At 33.5% G+C, this 22,898-nt stretch carries 9 protein-coding genes and 1 pseudogene; 9 read left to right on the plus strand and 1 reads right to left on the minus strand.

Translation table 11 applies throughout. The annotated features are described in order from the left end of the window. Window positions 1-164: 164 nt before the first annotated feature. From FVE73_RS02775 to FVE73_RS02795, 5 genes are all read left to right on the plus strand, one after another. Window positions 165-1,241: a phosphomevalonate kinase gene (locus FVE73_RS02775; protein ID WP_018498915.1), complete on the plus strand. Its 1,077-nt coding sequence runs from the start codon at window positions 165-167 to the stop codon at window positions 1,239-1,241. Between the two features lie 24 nt (window positions 1,242-1,265). Further along, window positions 1,266-2,273: a type 2 isopentenyl-diphosphate Delta-isomerase gene (gene fni, locus FVE73_RS02780; protein WP_018498916.1), complete on the plus strand. Its 1,008-nt coding sequence runs from the start codon at window positions 1,266-1,268 to the stop codon at window positions 2,271-2,273. Between the two features lie 674 nt (window positions 2,274-2,947). Continuing rightward, window positions 2,948-3,637 carry an HAD family hydrolase gene (locus tag FVE73_RS02785; RefSeq protein WP_018498917.1) on the plus strand — a complete coding sequence of 230 codons (690 nt, stop codon included), beginning with the start codon at window positions 2,948-2,950 and terminating at the stop codon, window positions 3,635-3,637. A gap of 1,229 nt (window positions 3,638-4,866) precedes the next feature. After that, window positions 4,867-13,371, plus strand: coding sequence for an autotransporter-associated N-terminal domain-containing protein (locus tag FVE73_RS02790; protein WP_146997826.1), 8,505 nt, complete (start codon window positions 4,867-4,869; stop codon window positions 13,369-13,371). A 191-nt stretch (window positions 13,372-13,562) separates the two neighbouring features. Then, window positions 13,563-14,561: an ABC transporter substrate-binding protein gene (locus FVE73_RS02795; protein WP_018499562.1), complete on the plus strand. Its 999-nt coding sequence runs from the start codon at window positions 13,563-13,565 to the stop codon at window positions 14,559-14,561. Window positions 14,562-14,634: 73 nt separating this feature from the next. On the opposite strand, the gene typA is transcribed toward FVE73_RS02795, so the two are convergent. After that, window positions 14,635-16,443 (minus strand): translational GTPase TypA, encoded by a 1,809-nt coding sequence (typA, locus tag FVE73_RS02800; RefSeq protein WP_018499563.1) that lies wholly within the window; start codon window positions 16,441-16,443, stop codon window positions 14,635-14,637. Between the two features lie 461 nt (window positions 16,444-16,904). Here typA and FVE73_RS02805 point away from each other — a divergent pair. The 4 genes and pseudogenes from FVE73_RS02805 to FVE73_RS02820 all read left to right on the plus strand — a co-directional run bounded on the left by FVE73_RS02805 (window position 16,905) and on the right by FVE73_RS02820 (window position 22,886). Further along, a pseudogene (locus FVE73_RS02805) lies at window positions 16,905-18,249 on the plus strand (ISLre2 family transposase). A gap of 772 nt (window positions 18,250-19,021) precedes the next feature. Beyond that, entirely contained in the window at window positions 19,022-20,443 is a 1,422-nt protein-coding gene (locus FVE73_RS02810) for a phospholipase D-like domain-containing protein (RefSeq protein WP_018499447.1), read from the plus strand. A gap of 36 nt (window positions 20,444-20,479) precedes the next feature. Then, window positions 20,480-21,214 (plus strand): metallophosphoesterase family protein, encoded by a 735-nt coding sequence (locus FVE73_RS02815; protein ID WP_018499448.1) that lies wholly within the window; start codon window positions 20,480-20,482, stop codon window positions 21,212-21,214. A 40-nt stretch (window positions 21,215-21,254) separates the two neighbouring features. Next, complete coding sequence (locus FVE73_RS02820) at window positions 21,255-22,886, plus strand: AAA family ATPase (protein WP_018499449.1); 1,632 nt, start codon at window positions 21,255-21,257, stop codon at window positions 22,884-22,886. The last annotated feature ends 12 nt before the right edge of the window (window positions 22,887-22,898 follow it).

The following is a 22,898-nucleotide window of genomic DNA, read 5'->3' on the forward strand; positions in this document are numbered from 1 at the left end:
AAAACCACTTCCTTTTTAAATTTTACTAATTAATGGTATCATATTATATTTCTATTGTCAAACAGTTTAAAATCGTATTTTTTTATGGTATAATTTATAAATAAATGATAAAAATTTGCTATGAAGTGAAAAAATAAAAATAGAAAAGAATTGAAAGTGAAAAAATGTTAGAAAATAAAATAATGACTAATAAAACTTGTGGAAAGCTCTATATTTCTGGAGAATATTCGATTTTGACGGCTGGGCAAAGTGCAATTATAAAAAATGTAAATATATTTATGGAATCAAGAATAAGTTTTTCAAATATGGATGAATATATGGTTTTTTCAGATATGTTTGATTATAAATTGACTCTTGAAAAAGATACTTTTAATAATGAAAATATTTTGCAAAATTTTGATAAAAATTATTCGCTTATTTGTGAAGCAATATCTGTTATGAGTGAATATTTAAAGTTAAAAAATTTTGAAATCAAGCCTTTTGAGCTGGAAATTACTGGGAAAATGGAAAGAGATGGGAAAAAATTTGGAATCGGCTCAAGCGGGAGTGTTGTAATTTTGACAATAAAATCCATTTTGAATTTATATAATTTGGAAGTTTCTAAAGAAATGATTTTTAAATTGTCTTCTTATGTCTTGCTAAAACGTGGAGATAATGGCTCTATGGGCGATATTGCCTGTATTTCTTATGAAAGTCTGATTTTTTACAGATCTTTTGACAGAAAAAAAATTAGGGAATTAATAGAGAAGGAAACTTTGAAAGATGTATTAGAAGCTGATTGGAATTATGAAGTTTCTGAACTTTATTTTGATGAAAAAAAATTAAATCAAAATAATTTAAGTTGTGAATTTTTAGTTGGATGGACAAAGAAGCCTGCTATTTCAAAGGATTTGATAAATATTGTGAAAAATTCTATTTGTGAAAGTGAAAATTTTTTGGAAAATGTGGAAGAAGTTGTGAAAAAACTTAGGGAAGCTATAAGGAATGGGGATAAATTGACGATTAAAAAATGTATTGGTGAAAATGGGAAATTGCTTGAAAATTTAAATGAAAATATTTATAATAAAAAATTAAAAGAATTGGTAAATGCAACAAAAAATTTGGATATTTGTGCAAAAAGTAGCGGGGCAGGTGGTGGAGATTGTGGAATTGCACTTTCCTTTAATGAAAAGGATACTAGGATAGTTGTTGAAAAATGGAGAGAACTTGGGATTGAGTTGCTGTATTCTGAAAAATTATAAATAAATAAAAAAAGGAGATAAAAATTGAAAAATAGAAAAGATGAGCATATTAAGTATGCATTGGAACATAGAAGTGAATACAATAGTTTTGATGATGTTGAGCTTATCCATTGTTCAATTCCTAAGTATAATCTTGAAGAAATTGAGCTGAAAACTCAATTTGCAGGGTGTGAATTTGAAGTGCCGTTTTTTATTAATGCGATTACGGGTGGAAGTGAGAATGCGAAAAAAATTAATCAGAAATTGGCTAGAGTTGCGAATGAGTGTGGATTACTGTTTGTAACAGGGTCTTATAGTGCGGCTTTGAAAAATGCTGGAGATGATTCGTTTGAAATTGTAAAAAGGGAAAATCCAGGATTGAAACTTGCTACGAATATTGGGATTGATAAGGATTATACGGCTGGAGTTAAGGCGATTAAGGCTTTGGATCCGTTATTTTTACAAGTTCATGTAAATCTTATGCAGGAGCTTATTATGGCAGAGGGAAGTAGAAATTTTAGAGAATGGGAAAATAATTTACGGGAATTTGCACGAAATATTGAAATTCCGATTGTATTGAAGGAAGTTGGATTTGGAATGACTGAGAATGCAGTGAAAAAAGGGATTAAGCTTGGAATAAAGACTTTTGATATTAGCGGGCGTGGGGGAACCAGCTTTGCATTTATTGAAAATATGAGGCGGGAAAATGGGCTTCATTATTTGGATAATTGGGGACAGACTACAATTTCCTGCCTTTTGAATTTGAAAAAATATGTGGATAAAGTGGAAATTATTGCAAGTGGAGGAGTTAGAAATCCATTAGATATTATAAAATCATTAGTTTTAGGAGCAAAAGCAGTAGGAATTTCAAAAGTAATTTTAGAATTGGCTGTGAACTATGAAATTGAGAAAGTGATTGAAATTTTAGAGAGCTGGAAAAATGAATGCAGGATGATAATGTGTGCTTTAAATGCTAATAACATTGAGGAATTGCGGAATGTTAAATATGTTTTGTATGGGAAAACATTAGAATTTGCTATTCAGCAAAAATAGGATTTTTTAAATTTCTAGGTTTAAACTTTAGATAATTCTTGTGAACAAAAGTTAATTCATTTTTTTATATATTATTTTACTTTAAAAGTGCAAGGGGGAACAGTCGCCATCCCCCTTGCATCCCCGGCTAGTCTACGACATTTTTACGTACTGGCAAAAAACTCGCTTACGCTCAAACAGTTTTGTCAGCACATAAAAATGCTCCGACAGTAAATTGTGGTTTGTATTGTTGTAACAAAAAGAGGAAATATAAAATAAATTTTTAAAATATTCTGAAGCAAGGGGTCTTGACCCCTTGTCATAATTTTTTTAATTTGTTTAGAAAAGTGAGTTAAAAAAAAGCCCCTAAGGGCAGAGGTAGAGGTGAAATTCGGTTTTGTCAGACTATTTAGTTATTCTATAAACGATGTATAGAACAATGATAAGTCTGATAAGATCCTCGTTTGACATCTCTTACCTCCTGTTCGCTAAATATGAGTTTTACTAGAACTCCGTAATATTATAATAAAAAAAACTGGGAAAATCCAGTTTAATTTGCTAGTAAATTTTATTTAACGAACAAGTTCCCCTTAGGGTTCTTAAGGTGAGTTTATTATATCATATTTTATGAAAATGTCAAATAAATTTTTTTAAAGTTAGATTTGTTATTGGGAAATGGGAGGAGAGTTTATTAGATGAGAAAAGAAGAAGTTGGGAAGAAGAAAATTATTGTTTATGATTTTGATAAGACGCTTTATGATGGGGAGACAGGGGTTAATTTTTCGGTGTTTTATTTGAAGAAGTATCCGATTAGGTCGGTTTTATTTTTAATGAAATATTCTAAGGATTTGATTTTTTATTTGTTGAAAATAATTGACTTGACAACTTTGAAGGAGAGATATTTTGAGTTTTTGGAGAGACATTCTAAAGGAGAGGTTGAGAAATTGGTAGCTGGGTTTTGGGAGACTAAGAGGCATAAAATTTATTCTTGGACAAGGGAAGAACTGGAAAAAAATAAGAAGGAGTGTGAGATGGTTATTGTATCTTCGGCTAGTCCTTTGTTTTTGATTGAGAATTTTTTGTTGTCACTAGGGTATGATAAGGTTTTTGGGACTAATTTTGTAAATGATGGGAAGGATGATAAGGTAACTTTTGTTGCGAAAATTGATGGGGAGAATAATAAAGGAGATGAGAAGGTTAAAAAATTGGATGAATGGGCGAAGGAAAATGGGTTTGAATATGAGATTGTGAAATTTTATTCGGATAGCTTGGCGGATGAGCCATTGTATAATATTTCTTGTAGGAAGTATTGGATAAAGAAGGGGATTAAAATTGAGGGGATGCCTAAAAGGAAGACTTTATTTGATAAGTTGTTTTGGAAGTAAATTTTCTGATTTTATATTTAAATTATTTTTGTGAATAAAAATTAATACTATTCTTTATATATTATTTTATTTTAAAAGTGCAAGGGGGAACAGTCGCCATCCCCCTTGCATCCCCGGCTTGTCTAAGCATTTTTTTGAAACAAAAACGAAACTCGCTACGCTCAAACATCGTTTTTATTCCAAAAAAATCACGACATTTTTATTTGATTACAGGAATTAATTATAACAAAAAAAGCTAGAAAAATCTAGCCTTATTTTGTTAGTGATTTTTTATTTCATACCATAAAATTTCCCTAAGTTTTTTATTATATCATATTTTGTGAGAATGTCAAATACTTTTTTTTATAATTATAGATGTAAGGAATATTGATAAAAATAAAGAAAATTAATAGGGAGATTTTGAAAAATATAGAGGAAATATAAGGAAAATATTGGTGAGGATAAAGAAAAAATTTGTTAGGATTTTTTTAAAATACAATTAAAAATAGGGAGAAAATTTGAAAAAAGCTTGACTTATATTTTTTAATAGGGTATACTAAGATTATATCAATAGTCTTTTAAAAAGATATGGGTTTAATAAATAAAAAAGGTAAAGGTTGAGAGAAAATAAGTTTTATAAGGTTGAGCTATTAAATCTGTTGTGTTTAAATATTAATTTCATACGTTGAATATAGAGTTCGGGCAGGTTTTGGGACGAAATTGGTATGGATAAGGGCTTAGACAGGAATTTATAAGAATTGGGAAAATGGAAAACTAAGGACTGGAAGCGATGGATAGCTTTTGGTAGAGGAGTTGGATATTTGTCTTGAAATCTTACTAGGATTTACTGTTTAAGGATGGAGAGATTAGGGAGAATATAGAGTGAATTCCTTTTTTAAATCACTATCAAATCACTAAATCCACTATTTTTGTTTTAATGGTGGATTAATAATTATCACTTTTGAAGTCCTCTATGGCCCCCCTTAAGGACTCCACCCCTTCCATCCCTCATTTCTACTGGGATTTGCTGGACTTTGTTGAGGGTGTTTGAAAGGTTTTTGGAAAAATAAGGCTATTTCGATACTTTTTAGGCATTTCGCGGGAATACTTTTTCTTGGAAGCTTCATGGATGCCTAAATCAAAAAAACAGGCGGCTGTGAAAGCTGGAAAATTAATCAGCAAGCGCTGCATTAATTGGAACTGACGGCTTTTGCGGATGGCTATAAATTTACAAATTTTAGGAGGAAACAATGAGTAATAATTTGCGACAAATTGCAAGAGATTTGCGATCGTTTGTAAAAAGATGTAAAGACGTGCATTATTCTGACAGCCTGCTTATCTCTTTCCTGATAACAGGGCTTTTAACAATTGCGCCAAAGCTTCATGCTGACGTGGCAGACGTGGCAAGCGAACAGCAGGAAGTGACAGCACAGACATACGATGCCATAACAGATCTGCGGCAATCATTCATGCGTGCAAGAAAAGAGAACGAAAAATCATTAAAGGGAGCTCAAAGCGAACTTGTTCAGCTGTTAAGACAAGGGGACCAAGTAATCAAGAGCCCATGGTCATCATTCCAGTTCGGGACAGGATATATGAATAACGACTGGGGAACAACATATAGAGGTAGGGGCGGAAAATTCCTTGAATACTACAAGAGAGACAATGACCTTACCAAGTATGTGTTTGACCCTACTAAGCATTTATATGGGGCAACTAACCTGAATATACCTCGTAACAAGGAGCCGAATTCATTGACAATCAATCCGGCCAATATACATGAGCCTTATAAGCCTTATGTGCCTGAAAGATTGGATAATATCAATGGTCCAACTGCACCATCATTTAGACCTGATATAAAAATAAGTAACCCAGTTTCAACACGTGTAGAAACATATAATTTTAGTGAAAGCAGAAATCCGACTGTAGTATCAGCTCAAGGAGCTAGTAAAACATCTTGGGGGAATTTTGGTGTTGTAACTAATACTACAGGAGCACCATTAGAACCTGATTATACTTTCTCAAGTACTAATTATAAATCATATAATGGATGGGATGGTAATACAGCATCAGATGGATATGAGAGAAATCATATCAATGCTCCAAATGAAACTGCCACTATAACTAATATAGGAGGTTCGGGATGGGGAGCTATGGCATCTATGTGGAATGGACGTGATTTTAGTACTTCAACAGATCTAAATAATGTTCGTAATACAAACTGGAGCTGGTGGTATAATCCAACAACATCTTGGAGTTCAAGTGTTCAATATGAAAACTTAAATGGAACTTCAACATCTAGTATTACACCTGGAGCTAATAATACATTACCGTACTATACGCCTGGAAACTATTGGAACTCAAACCCTTATGTAGACAACCAAAACGTAGGTTATGATTATATTTATGCTAGAAGTGTTAGCACTTGGACTTATCCTGGTTGGTGGAATTGGAGTAATGAAAGTGCTACAAAAACTAATGCCTATAATTATTATATAGATCCAGCTCACCAAGGTGAAAGTATATATGGTACAGGAAATTCTTATACTAGTTATTATAATGCTGCTACATTATCGGGTACTAGATATGTAATATCAGGAGTAACTGGAAATTATGCTACTAAAGCTGACGCCGCCGCCGCCGCTGTTAGTCAACTTATAGATGCTCAACATAATTCATATTGGACTGCTAGATATAATGCATGGAATAATTTTGGAAGCAGTTATTCAGGAACAGGGGCATATAGAGAAACATTAATTTATGCTCCTTCAAATATGAATGTAAATTATACTAATGCATATATTGGAAACAATCATCCAGGTGGTTCATTTATGTTTGTAGGTCCACTTAGTGGTGGTAGTGGAGCAGTTGCAGCTAATATGGAGGCTACCCGTGTTCATTTGTATAACGGTACTTCTACTAAAAATAATGCTGCCTATGTAATTTCCACTTCTGGAGGAACTGATAGAACATTAAAACTTTCTAATGGAAGTTATATTTATGGAGATGGCAGTGGAAATAATATAGGATTTAATATCCAAGCACGTGATTGGAATCCAACAAGCAGTGCTGTAAATATATTTTCAAATGCAGATATGAGTTTTTATGGAAATAATAACTCTGTTTATAAAGTAAATAGTCATCTTGGGAAATTAAATATTAGCAATGGAGATGCTGCTCCTACTGCTGCTACTTTTGGACATGATAATGTTGCTTGGGATAATGGAGCATTTAATACAGGTGTAGTTAGAGTAAATGGAAATAATAATATAGTTTACGATGGTCTTGCTCCTGTTGAAGATAGCGGAGGTTCTAAATTATATCTTTCTGATGTACAAGTTGGTGGAGATAACAACATAATGGTTGCTTTACAACAGCAAGGATATTTCGGTGGAGAGATTAAATTACAAGGTGCTATGGGTGGAGGAGTTATGCCTGCTACTAGAAATAATGTAGCTGTATATGCTAACACTGCTCAAGGTTCTGTTCCTTATAGTGCTTATGCAATAAACAGTACTGGTCAGCCTGCAGGAGATATGTCAAAAGCTGTTGATATTAAAGTTCTTAATGTTGGAATGGGAGCCAACACTTCAAATAGTACATTAGTTTATGCAGATAATGCTACTCAAGTAAATGTATTAGCAGGAGACGCTAACAACAATAATATAATTTCTGATGGTGCTGAGTGGAGATTACCAGATGGTGTTACAACAACAAATGCACTTAATAGAGGTTATGATGTTAAAAGAGGTGCTGTCTCTACCAACGGTGTAATTGGTTATGCAACTGGTGGATTTACTGGAATTGGTAAAAATACTGCTGTTGACACAACTGCTTCATCTACTATTAATTTCAAAGCACCTGTTGATATGGTTTCATTAAATGGTGTTGCATATTATACTCAAGATGGTGGTATTATAACACAAATAAAAGATACTAGAGCTGCTGGTTACAAGTCAATAATTGCCTTAGCTGACGGAGTTGCACAAGGGAAAAATAGATTTTCTGCTTCAACTGTTAAAATAAAAGGTAATATTACAGCCGCTGATAACATTATGTATGTAGATCAAAATGCTTATAATGGTGCTGGGACTTTAGTTGCAAATGGGTATCAAAATATTGGAGGTGCCGCTATAAATGGTGGTTATGTCCTGATAGAAGGTGCAACAACTAATGGAGGAAGCACTATAGAAACTGGTACAGGAGCTAATGCTGCAAGTCCAGGAAAATCATTAATTTATGGTATGGGTGCTTATGCAAAAGGTACTGGTTCTACAGTAATTTATGCGAATGGTGACAATAATACTACAACAGCTGCAGTAAGTGTAGTGAGTGGTGACAGAGGAGCACTTTGGGCAGAAGATAATGGTGCAATAGAATTTAACGGAGAAATTACTCATCAAAATAATGTTGGATTAGGAAAAGTTATTAATACTAAAAATGGAACAACAGATGAACCAAGATTTGGTAGAGGTATCATAACGAATGATTCAGTAGGAGATCGTACTAATGATCACGATTCAATATCACCATTTTATGTAAAAAGAAATTTAAATGCAAATACTTTAGGTTCTAATTCAAATGATACAGCACATATTACATTCAATAAAGATACAACAATCTATATGTATGACGGTATCTTATTAAATGGTAATATCTATGGTTCTACATACAATAACGATAAAGGATATGCTATTTCTGATTATCATAAGGATGTAACAAGTGCTTCTGACCAATGGAAAGCTGCTAAATATAGAGGAATGTCGAAAGTAACAACTGAGATTAAATCTGACAATGTTGTAATTGGAGTTGTTAACCAAGCTAAAGATGAAATAGTATGGACTAGTACTAAAGCAGGAGGGACAGGAGTTCCTGGTACACCATCAACAAACTTTTTAAGTGGAATTGGTGCTTATGCTGGTAACATGGTAATCAAGAATACTGACAATCATAAGATTGACACCACTTTAATTAATGGTTCTTTAAAAATAGATAACGATGTCAATATAGAAGATATTCAAGAAACAAAACCAACTGGAGTAACAGATCCTAAAAATGATACTTTCAATCATATAAAGATGGAAAGTGAAATAGTAACTAACAATAAAAAAGTTAGTGGAGATGCAGCAAACAGAGCTCTTACAGGAGCTGACAATAAAACTAATTATCAAGTTAGAAATGTAGGGTTTGCTTTGGCTAACTCATTAAGCAGATGGGATAATCCAAATAATCAAAATCCAACTTGGATAAAAACATCTAAAGATCAATCTAAATTTGTGAATTTAAAAGAAGTTGACATTTGGGGTGGAAGAAAAGAAGGAACTGAAGCAAAACCAGTAATAACAGGACTTCTTGTAAACTTTGGAACTATTCAAAATGGTGACGGAACTAATAAAGGATATATAAGAGTTGACCATGGAAATGCAATTGTTGGTACTGATGGAAGTGTATTGCAAAATATGAAAGGCAGCGAAATTACAGTTACAGGGCAATATAAAAAACCAACATCAAATGCTCCAACAAGAGGAACTAATGGTAATAGAGGAGATGACACTGATTATGCTGGAGAAAATTATGGTATCGTAGGTATTTCTGATACTTATGAAGTAAGATATAATTATTCTGATTTGATTAACCATAGTGGTACAGATAATTCGGTTAAAATAGAACATGAAGATGCAAAAATCTTTGTTGAAGGTGATCAAGCAACAGGTATTTATGCCGAAAACAGAGGAAATGCTGCAAAAGATAATATAATTATTAATTACAAAAACGGTACTGCTGGTACAAATGGTATTGATGTAAGAAATTCAAATGTTACAAATGCAGATGCCCGTGGAATTGGTATTGCATTAGTAAATAATGTTAAAGATTATGTTAGCAAACTAAATGCAGGTGGAACTATTAACTTGACAGGTGCAAGTGATGGAGCATTCACATTTGGAAATAAAGCAACAAATACAGGACTTGGTTCACTTACTCTTCAAATGGGTAAAAATGATATTTTAACTGGTAAAAATGGTATAGGTATCTATGCAGAGGCTGCTAAGATTAACTTATCTAGTGATAAATTTACAGTAGAAACTCAAGATAACGGTGTAGGATTATGGGGAGTAGACGATACTAATGTCGCAGAAGGTGCTAACCACCAAAAAACTTTCCAATATAACTATAGTGGTGCAAGTAACAAAAATGGATTTGCAATGGCATTTACTGGTAAAAAATCTGGTGTAACAAATGCATCAAATGACTTAGATATTAAATTTACTAACGTAAAAGATACTAATGTAAATTTAGCTTATGAATTAACAGAATCTAAAGCAGCTACACCAACAGCCAATCGTGGAACTTACAAAGGAATTGTAGGTATCTTGGTAAACACTAACGATGGTGCAGATACTGTAACTAACAGAGGTAATATTGAAGAAGATTCATCATCTAAGACTAATGTAAGAGCTTACGGTGCTGTAGTAAATAAGGGAACATTCGTAAACTTTGGTAAGATTAAGCTTAACGACTCGCTAGATGCACAGGCTAGCACGCTAACTTCTGAAGACATGAAGAAAGTTAATGTGGGAATCTTTGCAAACTCTACTAATAAGCTTGATACAACTATCACAAACCGTGGAGATATTACAATTGGAGATTCTACAAACAACAAGAACATAGGAAGCTGGGCTATTTACGGATATAATGTAAATACTGACAGCAAGGAAGATGGAACTAAATCTAAGATTACAATTAACAGAAACAACTACGGTATCTATTCCGGTGACGGAAATGTCAACATTAAGAATACTAAATTGCTAGTTGGTAACGATACAGTTCTAGGGCATGTTCAGACTACATCAGGAGTTTCAACAGCGCCAGGAGCTTACCCTATTAACAGACAGACTGCTTATGCAAATGCAAACGACTTGTTATCTGGACTGGACAAGCCAAGAGAGCTTGACTCTGCAATTGGGGTATATATTGACAAGGGAAGCGTTGCAAGAAACATTAATGTAAGCGCTGACATGGACATTGACAGATTCTCTTACGGTATTGTCATGGCTGAAAAGAATGGAGGACCTGCAACAAACGTAACAATTGGTGATGGTGCCTACACTCTTGACGCAAGCGGAAAGGTTAATTCATTGACAGCGACAGATGCTCCGACAGTTGTACTGGCTTCCAACAGAACTGCAGGAGGACAGGTTAAGTCAACAGCCCCATCAAACCCTAAAGTTCCAGAAGAAACTAAGGAGCAGGGAAATGCAGTGTACTACTATTCAGCAGACACAGCATCAAGAGGTAAGTCATGGGCAAACGTAACAATGAACGGGGATTACAACACAGCCTACTATACTAAAGGTTCAATGGACAACTTCGGAACAATTGACCTGAGATCTAAATATGACGTTGACAACAACAACACAGCAAGAGGGTACGGAAACGTAGGTATCTTCTCGGCAAATACAAGCGCTCCGTCAACAAACTACGGAACAATCACTACAGGTATGTCTGACACTGTAAACATGGAATACTCGGCAGCGATGGCGGCAGGTAGAAACCACTACAAGACAGATGGAAACTTTGACAAGACGACAGAAGAAGGATACATTGTAAACAGGGGAAATATTATCGTCAAGGAAAAAGAAGGTATCGGTATGTTCGCAACTGGTGCAGGGTCTAAGGCAGTAAACTACGGTAATATCCGTCTTGAAGGAGAAAGCGCAATTGGTATGTACCTAGACAGAGGAGCAATTGGGGAAAACTATGGAGAAATCGAAGGTAACGCCCAAAGCTTGAAAGGGGTAGTGGCAATTAATGGAGGTTACATTAAGAACTACGGACATATTAATGTAACAGGATCAGGATCTTACGGAATCGTAACAGACGGATCAAGATTCATCGTAGACGCAAACGGAAACCCAACAGAAGTGCTTAAATCAACAGATTCAAGATATACTTCATCATCTGCCGTGACAGCAGGGCAAACTAATGGAAATGGCGGAACAGACCTTTACGGAGGAAAAGAAAGCTCAATTGAGGAAGGGACAAGCGGAAATCCTAAGACAACAGGTGTCGGAACAACTATAACAGCTCCAGACATCGTGCCTATAACTAAGGTAAGTGTTGACGGAATCGACACGCCAATCTTTGATGTTGAAAGTGATGCGGCAAATCCTGGAGACTGGGCTAAGAACATAACAGTAAGCAGCAGCATTCAAACTGGAGGAACAAGAATAATTGACCTTTCAGTTAAGAATGAATGGGGTAATCCAGTATGGGAACACGCATACAAAGACCCATTGTCAGAAGTAACGTCAATCGGAATGTATGTTGACACGTCAGGAGTCAGATACACTAACCCAATTGACGGAATCCAAAACTTGCCTAAACTAGGAAAAGTTGACTTGTACTTCGGACCGGAAGCTACACTGTATACAAACTCTAAGGCAATCAGAATTGGGGATAAGGTTGATGTAAACGGAAACGTAACTAAGAGCAACATCCTAAAACCATTTAACGATGCATTGTCAAGACTGCCTGGAGGAGCAAAAGTGAACGTTCTTTCTGCAAGCTTGACTTGGCAAGTATTAGCAAAACTTGACTCTAACAACCAGTTGTCAGAAATTTACATGAGTAAAGTTCCTTATCATTCATTCGCATATGATAATGACAAGTCTCTAGTAAACTTCACAAACAACTTGGACAACATTTATGAAATCGCAAGACAGGAAAGCGCTGAAAAAGTTATCTTCAACAAGCTGAACAGCTTAGGTAACGGAGAAGGGCATATATTGGCTCAAGCATTTGACCAAATGAGAGGTCACATTTATGGTGGAGTTCAACAAAGAATCAAGTCTACATCAGATATTCTAGGTGGAGAAATCAGCAGCTTGAGAAGTGAAAGAAACGTTTCCAAGGATTCTAACAAGTTCAAGGCATTTGGACAAAGAAACGAATTCAAGACAGATACAGCAGGAATGCCAGACTGGTACAGCAATGCAGGAGGATTTGCGTTTGTTCATGAAGATGAGACTGTAAGACTTGGACAGTCATCAGGATGGTCAGCAGGTGTAGTAAACAACTACTTCACATTCAAGGATCTATCTAAATCATATGAAAACCAGGCAATGGCAAAAGTTGGAGTGTTCAAGTCAATCCCGCTTGACGCAAACGGAACATTCATACTTAGCCTAGGTGGAGATGGATTCTTTGGAAGAAATGACATGAAACGTAGATTCTGGGTAGTGGATCAACAGTTCAGAGCGAAAGCAAGCTACTACTCTTACGGTGCAGGGCTTAATGCAGGGCTTGAAAAATCATTTGTAGTAAATGACGGATTCAGCATAGTTCCAAATTTAGGAATCAGAGCGGAATACGGAAGATTCTCGTCAATCCATGAAAAAGGTGACATGGCATTGAACGTCAAGAGCGACGACTACGTTTCAGTTAAGCCAAGCGTAGGAATTGACTTCAGATACAATCAGGAAGTATTCAAGAATTCAAACTTGACAGCAAGCTTAGGATTTGCGTATGAAAACGAAATTGGAAAACTATACGATGTTGAAAATGAAGCAAGAATAGTAGGAGCATGGACAGACTACTTTGGAATAAGAGGAGACAAGGAAGACAAGAGAGGAAACTTCAAGTCAGACTTGAAACTTGGACTGGACAATGGAAGATTCGGATTCAACGTAAACACAGGATACGATTCAAAAGGTCACAATTTCAGAGCAGGAATGGGCTTGAAAGTATTGTACTAAAAAATTCTAGGAATGAGGGAAACATGCTAGACAAAATGGGAGGAGGGCTGCCAGTGATGGCGGCTCTTCTTTTTGTTTATCGAACTTAGTAAAAAAATTTTTAATAAAAGCAATATTTAATGGAAAATTTTGAAAAATATGGTAAAATAATAGTATAAATTAAAAATTATTTATTTTAGGAGGAAAAAAAGATGAAAAAAATTATGAGAGGTGTACTGTTATTCGGTATGTTAGGAGGAATGCTTTTGTCTTGTGGAAATAAGAAGGGTAATGATTCTCAAGAGCAAAAAAAGGATTCTAAAGTTAGTGAAAAAGTTTATAAAATTGGGCTGTCGCAAATTGTGGATCATCCAGCGTTGAATGCGGCAAAGCAAGGATTTAAGGATGCGTTGGCTAAGGCTGGAGTGAAGGCTGATTATGATGATAAGATTGCAAATAATGATATGAGTAACCAGACTTTGATTATGCAGCAGTTTGCAGCAGACAAGAAGGATTTGGTTTTTGCAATTACTACTCCAACGGCACAGGCGGCTAAGAATCAAGTTGGGCATGAAACACCAGTTGTATTTGGATCAGTTACAGATCCTAAGAGTGCAGGGCTTGAAGGAATCCCAAATGTTACAGGAACAAGCGGCGCAGCACCAGTTACTGAAAATTTGAAATTAATGAGAGAGTTGTTACCAGGAGCTAAGAAAATAGGGATAATTTATAATTCATCTGAACAAAATTCGGTTTCTGAAGTAAATAATTTGAAAAAGCTGGCAGGGAAATATGGATTTACAGTAATTGAAAAGGCTGTTACAAATGGTACAGAAATGGTTGCGGCTGCAAATCTTATTGCAAAAGATATTGATATTTATTATGCTATTCAAGACAATACGGTAGCTTCATATTTTGCGGCAATACTTGATGTGTTTAATAAATCAAAAATACCAGTTCTAGCTACAAATAACGTATTCTCCAATGCAGGAGGGCTAATTTCCCAAGGAACTACCGATTATAACATTGGTTACCGTTCTGGTGAAATTGCAGCAGAAATTTTATTAAAAGGCAAAAAACCAAGCGAGATTCCAATAGAAACTGTTAAAAATCTTCAAATAGAAATTAATAAGCAAAATATGGAATCATTGGGTATAAAAATACCGGACAGCATTTTAAAACAGGCTAAGATGGTAGAAACTAAAAAATAATTAATATAATAAAAAGCTGGAGCTGTTTAAATAACTCCAGTTTTTTTATTTAGTTTAAGGTATTACAGTTTTATCAGTTTTTATTTTCGTGTTTTTTTCTTTCATTAGCATTCAAATATTTTTTTCTAAGTCTAATAAAGTTAGGTGTAATTTCTACCAATTCATCATTTTCAATATATTCAAGTGCCAGTTCCAATGTAAATTCCTTTGGAGGTGCTAATTTTACAGCGTCATCACTTCCAGCAGCCCTCATATTTGTAAGTTTTTTACCTTTACATACGTTTACAACCAAGTCATTTTCTCTTGAATGTTCTCCAACTATCATACCTTCATAAACTTCCACTCCTGGTCCAATAAATAGGATTCCACGTGGCTGCAAGTTGTTTAATGAATAACCTAGACTTGTTCCTGGCTCCATTGCAATTAGAACTCCCCTTCTTCTTCCTGTAACTTCCCCTTTGAAAGGTTCGTATTCGTAAAAAGAGTGATTCAGGATTCCTGTTCCTCTTGTTTCTGTTAAAAATTCGTTTCTAAATCCGATTAATCCACGTGATGGCACTTTGAACTCAAGTCTTGTGTAGCCGTCGCTTCCTTGATTCATATTTACCATTTCACCTTTCCTAAGTCCTAATTTTTCAATTACAACTCCTACAAATTCATCGGCAACATCAATAATTGCAAGTTCGATTGGCTCCATTTTCTGTCCATTTTTTTCCTTAAAGATAACTTCAGGCTTTGAAACTGCCACTTCGTATCCTTCTCTCCTCATATTTTCAAGCAAAATAGATAATTGAAGTTCGCCTCTTCCTTTTACAATAAAGGCATCTGGCGAGTCTGTCATTTCAAGTCTCATACTAACGTTATGATTTACCTCCTTTTGTAATCTTTCCAAAATATTTCTAGAAGTTACAAATTTCCCATCTTGCCCAGCAAATGGCGAATCATTTACAACAAAAGTCATCGCAAGCGTTGGCTCGTCAATGTCAATTAGCGGCAATGGTTTTGGATTTTCCTTACTTGCCACAGTTTCTCCTATGTCAATTTTTTCAATTCCTGCAATTGTTACAATGTCTCCGGCAAACGCTTCTTCCATTTCAACTTTTTTAAGTCCGTCATATCCATAAATTCTAGTAATTTTTCCATTCACCAAGTCGCCATTTCTTTTAATTAACGTAACTTCCTGATTTTTTTCAATTTTTCCGTTGTAAATTCTTCCAGTCCCTAATTTTCCAACATATTCATCATATTCCGTATTTGTAACAAGCATTTGCAATGGTTCATTTACATCACCTTCAGGATCATCAACGTGCTTCATAATTTCATCATAAAGTGGTTTCATATCCTTATCTTCATCTTCCAATTCCAGTTTAGCATATCCATTTTTAGCCGATGCATAAACTACTGGAAAATCAAGCTGAGCATCATTTGCTCCCAAATCCACAAACAAATCAAATACAGAATCCACAACAGCATCAGGATCTGAATTTGGCCTGTCAATCTTATTAACTACCACAATTGGACGAAGCCCATGTTCTAGTGCCTGTTTTAATACATATTTAGTCTGTGGCATGACTCCTTCAAAAGCGTCCACCAAAAGCAATACAGAATCCACCATTTTCAAGATTCTTTGCACCTCTCCACCAAAATCCGCATGCCCTGGAGTATCCACAATATTTATCTTATATCCATCATAATGAAATGAAGCATTTTTAGAAAAGATTGTAATCCCTCTTTCCTTCTCCAAATCATCACTATCCATAATTCTTTCATCTACTTTTTCATGTTCCCCAAATGTCCCCGCCTGTTTTAATAAAGCATCGACAAGAGTTGTTTTCCCGTGATCTACGTGCGCAATAATTGCAATATTTTTAATTTTGTTCATCCTTTATTTTAACAAATTTTTTGTTAATTTTTCCTCCTTAAATTTTAAAATTACTATCCCCTAAGGGTTGAGGAGCAGAGGTGAAATTCATGTCCTATCTATTCAAGCTGTAAAAAATAATTACAAATAGAATAAATATCGCAATGAAATCTACCATCCCACTACCTCCTCATATACAAATTGTGAATTATGCTAAAATTCACTTAATTATTATAACAAAAAAGACTGGAAAAATCCAGCCTAATTTATGGCATATTTTTTTTAAACGTTATATAAAGTTCTCCTTAGAGATTTTATACAAATTTATTATAACATATTTTACAAAAATGTCAAATATTAAATTCAGACCGACAGAGTAAAAAATATAGGGGCAAATAAATTTAATCAAATTTTTAATTAACAAAAAAGAGGAAACCAGTTACAATATAATCGCCAAACTCTATTGAAAGGTGGTTCCCTCTATGATTAGAATATCAGATTTTTCTTCGCTTGTAAAGACTTTTTTTAAAAATATTTTTTCCTTCAGACTTCCGTTTGAGCAGCAGTTTAAGCTGTTTGTCTCAAAGGCCTTTGAAACGCTGTTTAGAGTTTATGTCAAAAGAGTTGATGATGCCTTTTTCCATTCCGATGAAAGAAAAGATAAATTTAAAAGCAAAGGATTTGTTAAAAGAACTGTTACTACTGCTTTCGGGCATGTCACTTTTGAACGTCGAAAATATGCAGACAAGAAAACAGGCATTCACTACTACATTGATGAAAAAATTGGGCTTAAGCGGTACAGAAGGCTTTCTGAGGAGCTGATTTTTACTATACTTTTTTGAGTATCAATATGCTACGGCTTCATTTCTTGCAAAGACTTACGGTGTTTCAAGGGCTACTGTGTACAATCTTGTCAATTCTTTTGAAATGCCGAAACTTGATATTGAAAGATTTGAAAGGGATGACGATTCGCCAGTATATATGGAGATTGATGAAGACCATATGAAGTGCAGAAGAAGTAAAAACACATATATGAGGATGGTTTCAATACATCGTGGAATTGAGGAACTCTGCAGGGACAGAAACAAACTTATTGACAAACACACAATAATGTTCCCTGCATCCGTATCCCTTGAGGAAGTGTCGGAATATGTGCTTAACTATCTTGAAAAGAGATACAATATGGACAAGAAGAAGCTGATTGTGAACTCTGATGGGGGAATATGGATAGACAGCTTTGCAGGGGAGCTTAGGATTTACAATCCGATACACATTTATGACAAGTTTCATCTAGCAAAAGCTATAGTTGAAATTTCCAAGAAGGACAAGGGAATATCAAAAAATCTTTACAGGTGGCTTGAGAAAGATAACTTTGCAGGACTTGAAAATTTTTATGAGAATTTCAAGGAAAAGGAGAATGTGAGCCAGAGAAGAAAGGAGCAGATGAAGATGCTGCTTAACCAGTATGAGAAGATAAGAAGGATATATACTGAAGAGGATTACATAGGCTCAAGGACGGAAGCCCTTGTGTCCCACGAATGCTCAAGATTTTTGTCAAGCAGGTCGAAAGCGTTTTCAAGAAGGAAGATAAAGGCAAGAGCGTTATACCACACTTTCTTTGCAAACTATGGAAAAAACAGGGAAAAGGCGTATGAACTGTACTTTAGCGGCAAAAGAACGAGTTCACTAGAAAAGGTAATAGAGATGGAACGCTTGCCAGAAATTGTTAATGAAACAGGAAAAAGCACAAACATTCCATATTTGAGAGGAGGAGAATGTCCGATTAGGGAAGTTTTGAAAGAAATATCACAAAGTAAAATATTTTAAAAAAAGCAGTCAAAAAAGATTTGTTGTGGTATTTAATGACCGCCCCTATATTTTTTACTCTGTCTTCAGACCCCTAAGGGTTGAGGAGCAGAGGTGAAATTCATTCTCTATCTATTCAAGCTGTAATAAACAATTACAAACAGAATAAATATCGCAATGAAATCTACCATCTCACTACCTCCTTTATATAACGTTTCGTGAATCATGCCAAAATTCACTTAATTATTATAACAAAAAAGACCGGAAAAATCCAGTCTAATTTGTAGCATATTTTTTTTATTTGTATATGAGTTCCCCTTAGAGATTTTATACAAATTTATTATAACATATTTTACAAAAATGTCAAATATTAAATTCAGACCCCTAAGGGTTGAGGAGCAGAGGTGAAATTCATTCTCTATCTATTCAAGCTGTAAAAAATAATTACAAATAGAATAAATATCGCAATGAAATCTACCATCTCACTACCTTCTTTGTAGAATTTTTTGTGAATTGTGCTAAAACTCACCTAAGTATTATAACAAAAAAGACTGGAAAAATCCAGCCTAATTTGTAGCACATTTTTTTTATTATTCTACAAAGTTTCCCCCCTAAAGGTTTTTTACATATTTATTATAACATATTTTACAAAAATGTCAATTACTGAAATTTTATTTTTTATTTTTATGGAAAAAACTTTTTAAAACTGTTATAATTAGAAAAAGGTAATAATAATTTATAAATTATAGATTATTAAATACGTCTATGAAAAAATATTAAAGGAGAATTTATTTTGAGCAAAAAAATTATTTTTATATTTGTGTTTTTATTATTGGGAACTTTTTCTTGTACTCCGCTTTCAGAGGGGCTTTCAATGAAAAGTCAGGTTTATAATGCGGATGATGTGGATTTTTACTATGATTTGACTTATAAGAAAGATGGGGAAACGCATTATGAAAGACAGATCTGGGAACAGGCTTATAAGATTTTAGATGAAGCACAGGATTTTTTTCTGATGGATATTTTTGTATTTAATGATTTTGTTGGAAAGGGTGTTGAAGAAAAATTACATCCATTACCGCTTGCAGAGGAATTTACAGAAAAGATACTGGAAAAGCGGAAAAAAGATCCAAATGTGGAAATTTATCTGATACTTGATGAAAGCAATACATTTTACGGGGCTTACGACAATAAGATGCATAAAAAATTGGAACAGGCTGGAGTAAAAATTGGATATGTTGATTTAATGAAGCTGAGAGATCCAATGCTTGTTTATTCTGCACCATGGCGACTATTTATACAGCCTTTCGGAAATCCAAAAAATCGTGGAAAAATAAAAAATCCAATTTACGAAGGAACTGATAAAGTTACAATCCGTAGCATTTTGAGAGCATTAAATGCAAAAGCGGATCACAGAAAACTAATTATGAATGAAAATACTGCAATGCTGACATCAGCCAATCCACATGCTGAAGGTTCAAAACATTCAAATATAGCATTTAAGTTTTCAGCACCAATCTTAAAGGAAATTTACGATGCTGAAAAGCCAGTTGCAAGAATTACTAAAAAAGATGGAAGTTTAAAAAGAAGGCTTCCAAATAAGGATTTTAGCAAAATTCCGTTTTCTTCAAATGACAAGCTGAAAATACAATATTTTACAAATGATGCAACAGCTAAAGATATTTCAGAAGAGTTAAAAAATACACAATTTGGAGAAAAAGTTATCATTGCTCAATTTTTCCTTGCTGATAGAGGAATAATAAATGACATTAGAAAGGCGGCAAAACGTGGAGTAAAATTTGAGATAATATTAAATAATTCAGATGCCGGATTGCCAAATAAAGCGGCGGCTGGAGAATTAATGAAATATGCAAGAAAACATAACTATGACATAGATGTCAAATTTTATAACAAAGGTGAAGAAATGTACCATGTAAAAATGATGTCAATTCTGAAAAAGAATTATCTAATAACTTACGGAGGCTCTACAAACTTTACAAGAAGAAATATGAGAAACTATAATTTAGAAAATGAATTGAAAATAATGTCAGCTTACGACCAGAAAGTTTCCAAAGATATTTTAGACTATTATGACAGATTATGGACAAACAGAGATGGTGACTTTACATTACCCTACGATACACAAAAAAATGAAAAATTTATGAATGACATGTTATTCAGATTTATGGAAGTAAACGGATTTGGAGCCTTTTAAAAAAATTTTAAATATAATGAAAGAAGTGCGATTCCTATGGAAAACAGAGTTAAGGTTGAAAGAATAGATGAAAATAATTATGATAGAATATTTGCAATTTCTGATCTTCATGGTCAATATGATTTATTTTTAAAATTACTTGAAAAGATTAATCTAAAAAGAGAAGATTTACTTTTAATTTTAGGAGATATTTGTGATAGAGGAAAAAAATCTTATGAAATTTATATGAAATGCATGAAAATGATAAAACTTGGATATAATCTGAAGTTTATCTTGGGAAATCATGAAGATATGCTTCTGGAGAATTTTGAAAATGATTATCCGTTGAATTATGAAACAGAGTATTCGATTTATAAAAATTCTAAATATTTTGAAAAGAAAAATATAGAGAAATGGCATAAGGAAAATTTTTATGCTGAAGTAAAATGGCTGATAAAATGGTTAAAGGATTGTCCGCTCATAGTTTACGGAAATGAGAATATTTTTGTTCATGCAGGGCTAGATTTAAGCAAGGATTTGGAAAATCAGGAAAGGGAAAATGTGCTTTGGACACGAGAAGAGTTTTGGATGGATAAGAAAAATATTCTTGAAGAATATAAAAATAAAAATATATATTTTGGTCATACACCAAATATGAATGGAAAAATATCTAAAAAGTCTAATAAAATTTATGATATTGACTGTGGAGCATTTTTTACACATTCATTAGGGTGTATGGAAGTAAAAAATAAAAAATCAAAGGGCATAAGGGAAATTTACGTACATTGTTAAAATTCTATTTTGATTAACTATTTATTTTAAAGGAGATAAAATGAAGAAAATTCCTGTTGGTATTGAAGATTTTAAAGAAATTATAAATAATAATTGCTATTATATTGATAAAACTAAATTTATTGCTAACATTTTAGATGATGGTTCTAAAGTAAAACTTTTCATACGTCCAAGGAGATTTGGAAAAACTTTAAATATGTCAACATTAAAGTATTTTTTCGATATTCATAATGCTAAAGAAAATAAAAAATTATTTAATGGCTTAGATATTAAGAAATCTAAACATTTTTCAGAGCAAGGACAACATCCAGCTGTTTTTATTTCACTGAAGGGGATTAAGGCTGACAGCTGGGAAAATTTCTTAAATGCCATTAAATCCCTAATATCAAATCTTTATAATGAATTTGAATATGTAAGAAATTCATTAAATGAAGCTGAACTGAAAAATTTTGATAAAATATGGTTCAAAAAAGATGATGGTGATTATGAAAATTCTCTAAAGTATTTGACAGCTTATTTATACAAATATTACAATAAAGAGGTTGTTCTTTTAATTGATGAATATGACAGCCCTTTAATTTCAGCTTATGAATATCACTATTATGACAAAGCAGTTATATTTTTTAAGATCTTTTACGGAGAGGCATTAAAAACTAATCAGTATTTAAAAATGGGGATTATGACTGGAATTATAAGAGTTATAAAGGCTGGTATTTTTTCAGATTTAAATAATCTTAGCATTTATTCGATTTTAAATGAACATTATTCTGATTTTTTTGGATTTACAGAAGCAGAAGTTGAAAAAGTTCTTAAAGATTTTGAAATTGAGTTTAAACTTTCTGATGTAAAATCTTGGTATAATGGCTATAAGTTTGGAAATTCTGATGTTTATAATCCATGGAGTATTTTGAAGTTCTTACAATTTAAAAAATTAGCTCCTTATTGGGTTGAAACTTCTGGAAATTTTCTTATTAATGATATTTTAAAAAATGCAGATACAGAAACAACGGAAACTTTGGAACAGTTATTTTCAGGAGAAAGTGTAGAAGAAAATATTAATGGAAACTCTGATTTGTCTGTATTGCTTGGGCAGGAGAAAATTTGGGAACTGCTTTTGTTTAGTGGATATTTGACGATTGATGAGAAAATTGGAGAGGATTACGAGAATGTTTATTCTTTGAGATTACCTAATCGGGAAGTCAGGGAATTTTTTAGGCAGAAGTTTATTGAAGTGAATTTTGGGGAAAGTTTATTTAGGAAAGCGATGGAATCACTTAAAAGGTTGAAATTTAATTATTTTGAGAAATATTTACAAAATATTTTGCTGAAGTCGACTAGCTATAATGACACTAAAAATGAGGATTTTTATCATGGGTTAGTTTTAGGAATGATGTTTTATTTGGATAATCATTATTACGTGAAGTCTAACGAAGAATCCGGGCTTGGAAGATATGATTTGATGATAGAGCCTAAAAATAAGAATACTAGGGGATTTATACTGGAATTTAAGGTTACTAAAGATGAAAATAGTCTTGAAAAGGTTTCAAAGGAGGCTGTCAATCAAATTATTAAAAAAAAATATGATGTTGCTTTGAAAAACAGGGGAATTGAAGATGTTACTTTAGTTGGAGTTGCTTTTTGTGGAAAATTAGTCAAAATTTCTTATTTTTAGCAATAATAATAA

This window comes from Leptotrichia wadei (genome assembly GCF_007990545.2).
Lineage (GTDB): Bacteria > Fusobacteriota > Fusobacteriia > Fusobacteriales > Leptotrichiaceae > Leptotrichia > Leptotrichia wadei.